The sequence below is a fragment of the Pirellulales bacterium genome, assembly GCA_019694435.1.
Taxonomy (GTDB): domain Bacteria; phylum Planctomycetota; class Planctomycetia; order Pirellulales; family JAEUIK01; genus JAIBBZ01.
On record JAIBBZ010000005.1, the window covers coordinates 201,755 to 213,010 of the forward strand.

An 11,256-nucleotide genomic window follows, 5' to 3' on the forward strand; every position below is an offset into this window, starting at 1 on the left:
CTCAAGCTTCACTTGCCGGCCGCAGCAGGCTGCGGCTGCGGCGTGAGTTTTCTGAGTTTGAGCGGATTGCCGCCCAGCTCGGCCAGGATCGTCACCGTGCCGTCCTCGGCGACGTGGATCTCGCCTTCCAGTTCGGCGGCCGTGCTGAAGAACGTCGTCGGTGAAACGAAAAACAGCTCGAGCGCGCCGCCCGAGGCCTGGATGAACACGCGGCCGTCGCGCACGGCCAGTTCGCCCACCGGTAGCGGCCCCGCGGCATATTTGCCCACGTACGACTGCAGCGTTGGATCGTCGACCCGAATGGCCCGACGGCTCTCGAGCGCCGCACCGGGCCAGCCATAGGCGCGGGCAATCGTGCGCAAGATTTCAGAGGCCAGTTCGCCGCCGTTATCCGAATTGGTCATCACGGCGGCGCCGCAGCCGCCCTCGATCGTCCCGGCCACCTCGCAGCGAAAGCCGGCGTTCGACCCGCCGTGCGAGAACCGCACGACGCGGCCGTCGCTCAGCGTCAGAAACGGTCCCAGGCCGAACGGCCCCTCGCCCACCGGCGTGACCATTTGCTCGGCCAACTCACGAGGCAACACAGCGCCCGGTTCGCCGGCCAGCGCCCGTTGCACGCCCATCACATACCGGCACAGATCGCTGCTCGTAGTCCACAGTCCCGCGGCCGCCTGCTCGGGATAAACGTGCCAGCGACCTGCGAGAACCTTTCCATCGTTGGTGTGCCCGCTGGCGGCCTGGTCTTGTCGGTCCGTCGGCAGCGGCTGCGCATAGCTACTGGCGTGCATCTCCAGCGGCCTGAGCACCTCGCGCTCGAGCAGCGCCGCGAGCGGTTCGCCGGTCACGTCCTTCACGACGGTTTGCACGATCGTCGTGCCGCCGCCGGAATAGACGAACGACTCGCCCGGCGTGCGGACGACCAGGACCGGGTCGTTGTTTGCCGGCTTGGTACCAGCAAGGATCTGCACCAGCGTCGGCAGCGGCTCGTCGACCTGGTAGCCGCGAAAGCCGTGCACGGTCGTACCGCCACGATGGCTCATCAGCAATCGCAGCGTGACCGGCTGTTGGGTGGTGAACGTGTTCGCTGGAATCTGCCAGCGCTGCAAATATTTCTGCACGTCGGCATCCAGCTCGAGCCGTCCCGCCGCGACGAGTTGCAAGGTGCCCAGCATCGCGACGGGCTTGCTGATCGAGGCGGCCTGGAACAACGTCTCGGGCGTCACCGGCGAACCCTGAGCGACGTCGGTCGTGCCGTAGCCGGCGGCCCAGGCGAGCTTTCCTTCGGCAACCACGGCCACGCTCACGCCGGGCACTCCGTAGTGCTTCATCCGCTCGACCAAAGTGGCCTGTGCCGGTTCGTCATCGTACGACACCAAAGGAACGACGGCCGCCTCGATCGCCGCTTGCGTCGGTGCCTCGGCAGCCAGCGCAGCGCAGCAGTTCAGAACGACACCGGCCAGGCCTACGAGCAATCGACACCGGGCAGCGAGCTGGCGGTTCATCGGCGATCTCGCGTCGTGCAGTGAAGGCGACGGCTCCCATGGTAACGTTCGACCGGGGCCCCAGCGCCGCAAAGCACGGTATCCGGCCGGTAAACTAGATTCGGCCCTCCGCGGCGAATCTTGGGCAGGCCCGCCGATTTCGTTGCGCGCGGCCGCGCCGTGCCCGGACGAGGTTGCCGGCCGATCCGTTCGCCGAACTGCGACGGGCCTGTGCCGGAAAGATCCGATCCCCAAGCATTGCGGCGGACAAGCCACGCCGGTTCGTGCGCGGCCGTCCGCCGTGGTGCGAAAAAATGCTGGCCTATTTCTCGGCGTTGCGCAGTTGCTTGTGGCAATTCACGCAACTAAGCGTCAGTTGGGTAAACGCCAGGGCCGCGGCATCCAGATTGTGATCGTCGGCCGCGGTCATCAACTGCTGGTTCGCGTCGCGAAAGATCCGCAACTGCGTGCGGTAGTCGGCCGTATCGCGCCGTCGCACGAGCCCTTCGAGCCGGCTCATGTTGTACATCGACTCGGCACTCTTGCGGATCATGTCGTAGTCCTCGAGCGCCAGCGCCTCGAGCGTGTGCTGCGAGGCCTCGAGCTTGCGCTTCATCCAGACACTCATGGGCTGTTCACCCTCGGGCTCCTGCGCCGTGGCGATCGTCGCCGTCGCGGCGATCACCGCGGCTGCTACCAATCCATTTAGCCACCTCATGGGTATCGACCTTTCTCTGTTCAGCAGGACGGTTCAGACCACGCGGCGTCGGCCGCCGAGCGGACTATTTGAACATGTCTTGCAGTTTTTGCATGCGCGCGACCTCATCGGCGACGACTTGCAGGGCCTTGAGCACTTCCATCGCGGCCACTTGCGACCCGGCGATCAGGTCCTCGGCCAGCTTCTCGGCCGAGAGCACTTCCACGGTCGGCGAAGCGTTCTTCTCGTCGCCGGCCCAGGCCAGGCCATGTTCAATCGCATGTGCCGCTGCACGCAGGTGCATGCCGGCCCCCCGGGCGTCGTTGCGATCAAAGTGTTCACGGGCCGCTTCCTGGTTGTATTTGGCCAGGGCAAAGTGAGCCCGGGCGAACACGCGGTCCATCAGCTTGATGTTCACCGGCTTATCGGCCTTCAGGCCCTCTGCCAGGGCATACAGCTCGAAGACCGACGCTTGCAGGTCTTTCTTGGCACTGCCCCGGGCATTGACCAGGGCCAGCTTGAGCATGGCGCCGCCCTTGCGGATGTTGTTCGCCGCCTCGGCTTTTTCACGGCTCAGAAAGCTGATCCGCGCGCGATGAAAGTGCAGGTTCGGCTCGTCGGCGAGCTGAAACCAAACATCGTCTTCGAGCACCAGCCACCCTTCGGGCACCTGGGGTGTCTTGGTCTCGCTGGTTGCGGCCTCTTCGGCCCAAGCGATGCTCGCCACGCAGGCAAGCAAGACAGCGCCCAGTAAGGCGCTCGCGGTAATCCTGATACGCATGGCTATGTCTCCTTGTATGCAGCGCGTCACTGCGCTAACCGGTTCATGCGGCAATGCAGAACACACGATTCACGCTACTCGACGTTGCTCAGCGCCTGGCTCAACACGCGCAGATGCGCCAGCACCGTGTGATGACGCTGCTTGATCCGTTCGTGTTGCTCGCGCTGTGCGGAGTGCTCGATGGCCACGGCATCGTGGCTCGGCATCAGGTTCGGCGGAACCTGTCCGTTGCCCCCCTTGATGGCTTGCACCAGCAGGTGCTCGTGCTCCAGCATCGACTGTTCGTACAACCGAATCGCCGCTGCGTGTCGAGCCAGCGCCTTGGCATGTGCGTCGAGGGCCTTTTCCACCTTCTTCAGGTCAGCGGCCGACTGCTTCAGTTCGGATTGCCAAGCGCGAATCTGATCGCGCCATAGCGCATCTTCTCCCAGCCAGGCGCGGTGTTCGCGATGCAACTGCTCGGGCGTGGGGCGGACGACGATGCTTCGCCCGCGCGACGTAGTCTTGCTGGCCATGGTTGCCTCCCGCGAAGCGAGCGCTGGTCGCGGCTTCGCAACTCACCTTGCCAATGGATATCTTCCCCCAGCTGAATTGTGAGCAATTCGCATTCCAACGCGTTGTGACGGGTGGCCGCACGACAACCCAGCGACACTTCCTTTTGCAGCGCAGCCAGGAAATGGCCGGTCCAAGCCCGATTGCCGGACGAAAGGCCATGACGCACGAAGAGCGGTGTGCGGGCTGGGAATTCTTGGGGTTGAGCGGTTGCGTCACACTGGCGCGAAGCCGCTCATGCAACGCGCCGGGGGTGATTGCATTGCACGGACGTCTCGGTTTCGACAGCCTGGCGCCGATCGTCTAGACGTCGAGTGCTTGCATTTGGCGCAGCTCTCGTTCGTGGAGCTTTCGACGTAATCCGGGAATCAACAGGGCCGACGCGCCGATGCCGGCAAGCCCCCCCAAGAGCAGCTGCAATTGCACGGCGCGCTCGACCGGCAAGGCCACTGCGAGCAGACCGCAGAGCAACGAAAGTGCGCTCACACCGGCAAACGCGCCGGCCAGGCGCATCATCCAGGTCGGGCTTGCCAGGCCCCGTGCAGCAAGCGCGGAAAGCAGCACGACCAGGAGCATTTGTCCGCCGAGCAACAGAGCCGCCGCCAGCGTTGGCCAGCCGAAGCCGGCGCCCTGCGGCGACAGTGCCTGATTGAGGCCCGCAAGATCGCTCACCTGTACGAGTTCCAAGTCGCTGAGGTAGACCGTGCCGCCGCGCGGCAAGACGACGTTGATTTCGAGCCGCAGGGGGCGCTTCGCCGCATCGACCGGCTCGCCGGGTTGAGAAATCGCGAACGGCAAGGCCAGCTCGCGCCAGTCTTGCGTGCCAGCCAGATGGCCCATGGGGCCCGTCTCGGCCAGCGTTCGGGTAAAGTACGCGAACCCCTCTGGGAAATGGTTCCACATTTCAACAAAGCCGGGCTCGGTGACGCCTTCGCAGCGCACCTTGCCGCGCAGCATGTAGGCGGGACCGCCGACACCAGGCTGGTCGATCACGCAGACCTTTGCGAGCGGAGCCGCGCCTTCGGCAACGCGCACGACAAGCGCGTCGGGCTGCCTATTGTCGCTGGGTTTCGCCAATTCACCGGAGAGCAGGCTTCCCGCCTTGGCTAATTCGCTCCAGCGGATCACCCGGACGACCTTGTTCGCCGCCTGGGCCGGCTGGTTGTGCCCGATCAGGCACAAAGCAGCAACCAGGCAAGCGATCCCCGCCCCGACGACGCGCCGGTTCATGATTCGGTCCCCTCGACTTCTTTGCGATGTGCCGCCAACAAGGCCTTGAGCGACGCCAGGTCGAGTTTGCCGTCGGCATAGAGCAGCCGCGCCGTGCGCTCGAACTCGCTGCGGATCTCTGCGCTTTCGAGCAGCTTGATCCGCTCGATCAAGCGATCGAGGCGCAGACGCACCGTGGGGTACGAAATGCTGTAGATCGACGCCAATTCTTTGAGCGAACCGGAGCAAAGAATGAACCGGCGGACGAACGCCAGGTCTTCGTCGCTCAGCCGATCGAACCACCGCTCGGTGGCGGGTTGCTCGACGTCGATCACGCGCAGCGGCCGATTACCCACGGGCCGTCCTCGGAGGCCATGCCTGCGAAAAATTCAATTCTGAATCAACTTTAGAATTAAATAATCAAAAGTCAATATTCACTTTATTTAGTTTCGTGAGATTTCGCACCGGCCAGATCGCCGGGTTGAGCCGTGCTCAGCAGGAGTTGATGAAGCGCTTCGACCCGGTCGCCGAAACGTGCTTCGCTGGCCACATTGCGCGTCTCGCCGGGGTCATCGTCGTGCCCATAGAGCTCGCGTCCCTGCCGCCCTTGGTCCCACTCGGTGTAGCGCCATTCACGGGTCCGCAGGCTTTGGCCCCAAACCTGCGGACCACGGCGAATGGTGGTCAGGGCAAAGTCTTTGCCCGGAAGTTCCGGTCGGTCGAGAACAGGGCGCAGGCTTCGCCCTTCCAGTTGCGCCGGCCCCGCGATTCCGCAAAGATCGGCCAGCGTGGGATAGAGATCGATGAACTCCGTGATGGCCTGTGTCGACTGCCCGTTACCTGCGGCCCCGGGGGCCCAGACGATCAACGGCGCACGGCATGACCGCTCGAATAACGTGTTCTTGTTCCACCAGCCTCGGGCACCCAGCTCATAGCCGTGATCGCCGATCAAGACCACGATCGTATGGTCCCACAGATCCTGGCGATCGAGTTCCGCCAGCAGCCGGCCGACCTGCGCGTCGACAAACGAAATGCCTGCGTAGTAGGCCCGCAGGAATTCGCGCTGGTCCGTGGCCGTGAATTCGGCGAACACCTGTCGCATCGGACCGGCCGGCAGCGCCAGCTCGGGCATGCGTGCGTCGGGCGCAAGCGCCGGCGGCAGCGGCAGCCGCTCTAGAGCGTAGCGATCGAAATAGGCCCGTGGACTCTGAAACGGATCGTGCGGCCGGTAAAAGCCGACCGCCAGAAAAAATGGCCGCTCGTCGCGGTTCTCGAGCAGGCGGATCGCTTCGGCCGCGAGTTGGCCGTCGGCTTGATCCTGGTCGGTCCCTGCGGCGGCGTTCCAGCGGCACCAGCGCACGCGGCCGCCCGACATGTCGCGCTGCTCGCCGCGATTGCCGGTTTCGGTTGCCTGGCCGTAGAAGGTGTGGTCCCAAGAAGCAGGGTCATCACGCTCAGGTCGCACGTCGTCGGGCGAAAGACCGCGATGAAACACCTTGCCCAGTCCGGCGGTGAAGTACCCGTGCTGCCGAAACAACTGCGGCAGCGTCACGACGTCCGGCAGGTTGCGTCGAAATTGCGTTTCGTTGTCCCAAACGCCGGTCGTGGTGGGCCGCAGGCCCGTCAAGAACGAAGCCCGGCTCGGGTTACAGACGGTGTACTGCACATAGGCCCGATCGAAGCGCACCCCGCGGGCGGCCAGGCGATCGAGATGGGGCGTCTGCGCGATCGTGTGACCGTAGCAGCCCAGATCGCAATTCATATCGTCGGCGATCAGCAACAGGACGTTCGGGCGTCGCGGCGCCGGGTTGCCGGCTGCGGACTGCACGACCAACACGGCCAGCAGCGCGACGGCCGGCGTCACGACCGGCCGCGGGCTTTTCACAGTACGCTTGGGCGCAAACATCGGCAGTCCTTTCCCAGATAAAATTCTTGCCCCAGCAGAATTTGCCGCCCGCATCGACGCAACCACGAGCGCCCCAAGGGGATGCCCAAAAAACCCATCAGCTTTTGTTGATCTGTTCTGGCAATCGCCCTGCGCGGGCCGTTATACTTCGAGGCGGTAGCTGCTCGCGGCAGAGGCCTTAGGGCTTGTCGGGCAGGCAGGACGCGTTTGCCCGATGGTTGCCGCAGCCCCCGCAGAGGAGTGCTCGCCATGCTTACCATCCCCGGTCGTCCTTCACGCTTCTGCGACGGCATTACCCGGCGCGGTTTTCTACAGATCGGCGGGCTCGCCATGGGCGGGCTGTCGATGCCGGAGCTGTTGCAGGCCGAGCAGGTGAGCCGCGGACGGCTGGGTCATAAGGCCGTGATCATGGTCTTTCTGCCGGGAGGGCCCCCCCATCAAGACATGTGGGACCTGAAACCCGACGCCCCGGCCGAGATTCGCGGCGAGTTCAACCCGATTTCGACCAGCGTGTCGGGGATCGAGATTTGCGAACTGTTTCCGCGCATTGCCCAGCGGATGGACAAGTTCGCCATCATCCGGTCGCTCTACGGCTGCGATGGTGATCACGCCTCTTACCAATGTCACAGCGGCTGGCCTGCCCGCGGTCCGCAGCCCGCCGGCGGTCATCCGTGCGTGGGCGCGGTCGCCTCGAAACTGCTGGGACCCGTCGATCGCGCGGTGCCGCCGTTCGTCGGCTTGGCGCCGCGGATGGGTCATATGCCCTGGGCCAATGCCGGCGAGCCGGGGTTCCTGGGCCCCGCGCACGGGCCGTTCAAGCCCGACGGCGAGGGACGGGGAAACATGCTCCTGAACGGCGTCTCGGTCGATCGGCTGAACGATCGCAAGGCCGTGCGGATGGCGCTCGATCGGTTCCGCAGCGAGGTCGATGCCCGGGGGATGATGGAAGGCCTCGATGCGTTCACGCAGCGGGCCTTCGACGTGCTCACCAGCAGCAAGCTGCTCGAGGCGCTCGATATCGAGCGCGAAGACCCGGCGCTGCGCGAGCGCTACGGCCGGGGCATCAACGAAAACAAGGACGACGGCGGCCCGCGAACCCTCGATCAATTCCTCGTCGCGCGTCGCCTGGTATCGGCCGGAGTGCGCTGCGTGACCCTGGCCTTCAGCCGTTGGGACTGGCACGGGGGCAACTTTGCCCAGGGCCGGACCGAGATGCCGATGCTCGATCAGGCCCTGACGGCCTTGGTCGACGACCTGGAAGAGCGCGGCATGCTCGACGACGTGTCGATCGTCGTGTGGGGCGAATTCGGCCGCACGCCGCGGATTAACAAAGACGCGGGCCGCGACCACTGGCCGGCCGTCTCGTGCGCGCTGTTGGCCGGCGGCGGCATGCGGACCGGGCAGGTGATCGGCTCGACGAACCGCCTGGGCGAAGTGCCGAAGGACCGGCCCGTCCACATACAGGAAGTGTTGGCGACGCTCTACCACACGATCGGCATCGACACGCTCAATACGGCGATTGTCGACCGCGCCGGACGCCCGACGTTCTTGGTCGACCGCCACGAACCGATCCGCGAACTGGTCGGCTAATTTGCCGCCAGGCGTAAGCCGCAATCGGCCTCTTCAAGGCCCGCGGTCGGATTGCTTAGAGTCTCGCGTCGATGTTGCCGGTGGAAAGTGCTGCCCGCGCTCAGGCAGCGCTCGCAGCCACTTGCGGTGTGCGCGGCTGCGATTGGTCGGCGTTGCTCGCCGATTGACTCATCAACTGGGCGATCCGTGCGACGTCGGCCGGCGAGCACGTGCAGAACAATCGCAGCGGCACGGAAGAGTAGAGCCCACGGCGACTGATCACGAGCACGTCGCGTCCGCTGTCGAACTTCCAGCGATAGTTGAAGATGTCGTTCCAGGTGCACACCTCGTTGTGCCAGCGGAGCCCGCGGCCGTAGAACTGCAGGTTTCCGCCGCGCAGCCTTAGTGCCGCCAGGCAGCACGTACGGCTAATGATCAATCCGGCAGCGAACTCTGCCAGGTAAAAGGGCTCCTTCGGAAGGGCGACGAGTAAGATCACGGACAGTACGATACCCAGCAGTCCCCAAAACATCGCGAGTGCAGCGCCGATCTTGTGCAGGATGGGTGTCGCGTACCCCGACGACCAGGGCATGAAAATTGCGGTCATCAAAGCGCCCAGTTCCCCGGTCCGTTTACGTGCCGCCCACCAACGATAGATTCGATAAACGAATTCGACGTAGATGCAGAGCAACAGCAGCAGGTTGTTGATGCGTATGAATTGTTCGAATGTCGGCGACATGGAGCGTCTGCCTCGCGCAATGCGCACATCCCTGGGGCGGTGCAGCGCCGCCAGTATACGGGCGGATCGTGCCGGGTATCAAAACTTCGCCGAGCGCCTGTTTGCAGAAGTGCCCGGCCGGGTCGCGAACTAGCGTTGCGATCCTGTCGCCTCGCTCGACTCGAGCATCGCGGCAATCGCTTCGCGCGTGACGGGGCGAATGACGCCGCGCTCGCAGATGATGGCGGCGATCAGCCGGGCCGGTGTCACGTCGAACGCCGGGTTGTAGACCTGGATGCCCTCGGGAGCGGTCTGCCGGCCGAAACCGTGGGTAATCTCACGGTGGTCGCGTTGCTCGATCGGGATCTCGTCGCCGGTCGCGATCGAAAGGTCGAACGTGCTCGACGGGGCCGCGATGTAAAAGGGAATGTTGTGCGCGGCGGCGAGCACCGCGACGCCGTAGGTGCCGATCTTGTTCGCCGAGTCGCCGTTGGCCGCGATGCGGTCGGCGCCGGTCACGACCGCCTGTACGCGCCCCTCGCGCATCACTTGCGCCGCCATGTTGTCGCAGATTAAGGTGGCGTCGATGCCGCGCTGCTGCAGTTCCCAGGCGGTGAGCCGCGCGCCTTGCAAGAGCGGCCGCGTTTCGTCGACGAACACGTGCAACGTCTTGCCCTGCTCGTGCGCCGCGAAAAACACGGCCAGCGCCGTGCCGTAGTCGGCCGTCGCCAGGCCGCCGGCGTTGCAGTGCGTGAGCACGCCCTGCCCTGTGGCCAGCAGCTCGGCGCCGTGCCGGCCGATGGCCCGGCACATCTGCCGATCTTCCTCGTGGATCGCCCGGGCCTCGTCGAGCAGCGCGGCGGCGATCGCCTCGGGCTCGGCCCGGCCGCGCATCGATACGGCCTTGCGCCGCATGCGCTCCAGTGCCCAAAACAGGTTCACGGCCGTGGGCCGGCTCGAGGCGAGATAGTCCTCGACCTCGTGCAACCGGGCGAAGAAAGCGGCTTCGCCCTGCCCTGCGACGGTCTGCAGGCCCAGGCACACGCCGTACGCCGCGGCGATGCCGATGGCCGGCGCCCCGCGCACGCGCAATGATTTGATCGCTTCCCACACCGTGGCGACGTCGCGGCAGGGGATTTCGGTCAACTGCATCGGGAGCAAGGTCTGATCGATCAGCGCGAGATGGCCGTCGAGCCCGTCAACCCAACGCAGCGTGGTGAAAGCCGCTGGTGCCATGCAACAGAGTTCCGTGTGAGTGACTGGTCGTGTCGAGGCGCGGCTCATCCTAGCCGACGTTGCACGGCTGCCAAAGTGCGCCGCTGCCGCGGTCTCGGCTAGAGCGTCGCGCGCGGCTCGACGAGCTGAAACTCGCGCTTCGCGTCGCGCGCCAGTCGCGCGGCCACGACGTCCGGATCGTGCTCGAAGACGACCAGCCAGCCTTCGTCGGCGGCGCGTCCCAGCCACTGCGGCTTCAAGCGACGCGTCTCGAGGACCTCGACGTCGAACGCCATGCACCACAGATGCCGCAGATGATGCGACTGCGGACAGAGGTCGGCCGGGTAGAACAGCGTCTCGCCGCCGGCAGCGATCACCAGCGACTGATGACCCCGCGTATGTCCCGGCGTTGGCACCAGGCGCACTCCCGGGGCAAGCTCGCTGGCCCCCTCGACGATCTCGAGGCAACCGGCCGTACGCAGCGGCAGGAAATTGTCGGTCGGGTAAGCGGCCTGCAACTCGGGCAGTTGGGCCACCGCGTCGGCCCATTCGCGCCGCGAGACGACATACTTGGCCCTGGGAAACGTGGGCTGCAATCGACCGTCGGCGGTGCGTTGGGTCGCTCCGCCGGCGTGGTCGAAATGCAAATGGGTCAGGACGACGGTGTCGACCTGTTCGGGGGCGACGTCGATCGCCTGCAGGCTGTCCAGCAGAGGTTCGCCGGGCGCAATGGCATAGATCGCGCATTCGCGGGGTGAGTTTTTGGCGCCGTACCCGGTGTCGACCAGGATCGTCCGTTGCCCGTTGCGCAACAGCAGGCAATTGGCCGCCATCCGAATGCGATTGCGGTCATCGGGCGGTTGGAGGGGTTCCCAAAGCGGCTTCGGGACGACGCCGAACATGGCTCCGCCATCGAGGCGAAAATGCCCTCCGCTGACCAAATCGATCCGCCAATCTCCGAGTAGCAACGCCTGCTCTCCTTGTTCCCCAGCGATCGTCCGCGCGGCGCCGCACACACCGTTGAGTGGGCCGACCAGCAGCGGCGGCCGGCCCCGGCTTGCTCGACACCCCGGTTTGCTTGACGCCACTGTCGGGCGCAAACATAATCCGCGCCAGTCATTCTAGCGT

At 65.2% G+C, this 11,256-nt stretch carries 11 protein-coding genes; 1 reads left to right on the top strand and 10 read right to left on the bottom strand.

From position 1 onward, the window contains the following. Positions 1 to 8: 8 nt before the first annotated feature. From K1X74_06995 to K1X74_07025, 7 genes are all read right to left on the bottom strand, one after another. The gene (locus tag K1X74_06995) at positions 9 to 1,502 is read right to left on the bottom strand and encodes a beta-lactamase family protein (protein ID MBX7166080.1); all 1,494 of its coding nucleotides are present in this window, start codon (positions 1,500 to 1,502) and stop codon (positions 9 to 11) included. A gap of 301 nt (positions 1,503 to 1,803) precedes the next feature. Beyond that, a complete protein-coding gene (locus tag K1X74_07000; GenBank protein ID MBX7166081.1) occupies positions 1,804 to 2,199 on the bottom strand; it encodes a hypothetical protein in 396 nt (131 codons plus the stop codon). A gap of 64 nt (positions 2,200 to 2,263) precedes the next feature. Beyond that, a complete protein-coding gene (locus tag K1X74_07005) occupies positions 2,264 to 2,959 on the bottom strand; it encodes a hypothetical protein (GenBank protein MBX7166082.1) in 696 nt (231 codons plus the stop codon). A gap of 74 nt (positions 2,960 to 3,033) precedes the next feature. After that, a complete protein-coding gene (locus K1X74_07010; protein MBX7166083.1) occupies positions 3,034 to 3,474 on the bottom strand; it encodes a hypothetical protein in 441 nt (146 codons plus the stop codon). A gap of 340 nt (positions 3,475 to 3,814) precedes the next feature. Further along, the gene (locus tag K1X74_07015; GenBank protein MBX7166084.1) at positions 3,815 to 4,741 is read right to left on the bottom strand and encodes a hypothetical protein; all 927 of its coding nucleotides are present in this window, start codon (positions 4,739 to 4,741) and stop codon (positions 3,815 to 3,817) included. Next, positions 4,738 to 5,076 carry a DUF2089 domain-containing protein gene (locus K1X74_07020; GenBank protein ID MBX7166085.1) on the bottom strand — a complete coding sequence of 113 codons (339 nt, stop codon included), beginning with the start codon at positions 5,074 to 5,076 and terminating at the stop codon, positions 4,738 to 4,740. Before K1X74_07020 ends, K1X74_07015 begins: the two co-directional genes overlap by 4 nt. Positions 5,077 to 5,159: 83 nt before the next feature. Beyond that, positions 5,160 to 6,626, bottom strand: coding sequence for a sulfatase (locus K1X74_07025; GenBank protein ID MBX7166086.1), 1,467 nt, complete (start codon positions 6,624 to 6,626; stop codon positions 5,160 to 5,162). A 249-nt stretch (positions 6,627 to 6,875) separates the two neighbouring features. Between K1X74_07025 and K1X74_07030 the strand changes: the two genes are divergently transcribed. Then, positions 6,876 to 8,216 (top strand): DUF1501 domain-containing protein, encoded by a 1,341-nt coding sequence (locus K1X74_07030; GenBank protein ID MBX7166087.1) that lies wholly within the window; start codon positions 6,876 to 6,878, stop codon positions 8,214 to 8,216. Between the two features lie 100 nt (positions 8,217 to 8,316). Here K1X74_07030 and K1X74_07035 read toward each other — a convergent pair whose 3' ends face one another. From K1X74_07035 to K1X74_07045, 3 genes are all read right to left on the bottom strand, one after another. Next, positions 8,317 to 8,934 (bottom strand): hypothetical protein, encoded by a 618-nt coding sequence (locus K1X74_07035; GenBank protein ID MBX7166088.1) that lies wholly within the window; start codon positions 8,932 to 8,934, stop codon positions 8,317 to 8,319. Positions 8,935 to 9,063: 129 nt separating this feature from the next. Continuing rightward, entirely contained in the window at positions 9,064 to 10,149 is a 1,086-nt protein-coding gene (gene mtnA, locus K1X74_07040) for an S-methyl-5-thioribose-1-phosphate isomerase (protein MBX7166089.1), read from the bottom strand. Positions 10,150 to 10,247: 98 nt separating this feature from the next. After that, positions 10,248 to 11,096, bottom strand: a complete 849-nt coding sequence (locus tag K1X74_07045; protein MBX7166090.1) for an MBL fold metallo-hydrolase — start codon at positions 11,094 to 11,096, stop codon at positions 10,248 to 10,250. Positions 11,097 to 11,256 lie beyond the last annotated feature (160 nt).

Bases quoted from the DNA above. Each gene is read 5' to 3' on its own strand.
- K1X74_06995 (MBX7166080.1), bottom strand. From the start codon at position 1,502: ATGAACCGCCAGCTCGCTGCCCGGTGTCGATTGCTCGTAGGCCTGGCC.
- mtnA (MBX7166089.1), bottom strand. From the start codon at position 10,149: ATGGCACCAGCGGCTTTCACCACGCTGCGTTGGGTTGACGGGCTCGAC.
- K1X74_07010 (MBX7166083.1), bottom strand. From the start codon at position 3,474: ATGGCCAGCAAGACTACGTCGCGCGGGCGAAGCATCGTCGTCCGCCCC.
- K1X74_07035 (MBX7166088.1), bottom strand. From the start codon at position 8,934: ATGTCGCCGACATTCGAACAATTCATACGCATCAACAACCTGCTGCTG.
- K1X74_07025 (MBX7166086.1), bottom strand. From the start codon at position 6,626: ATGTTTGCGCCCAAGCGTACTGTGAAAAGCCCGCGGCCGGTCGTGACG.
- K1X74_07000 (MBX7166081.1), bottom strand. From the start codon at position 2,199: ATGAGGTGGCTAAATGGATTGGTAGCAGCCGCGGTGATCGCCGCGACG.
- K1X74_07005 (MBX7166082.1), bottom strand. From the start codon at position 2,959: ATGCGTATCAGGATTACCGCGAGCGCCTTACTGGGCGCTGTCTTGCTT.
- K1X74_07030 (MBX7166087.1), top strand. From the start codon at position 6,876: ATGCTTACCATCCCCGGTCGTCCTTCACGCTTCTGCGACGGCATTACC.
- K1X74_07015 (MBX7166084.1), bottom strand. From the start codon at position 4,741: ATGAACCGGCGCGTCGTCGGGGCGGGGATCGCTTGCCTGGTTGCTGCT.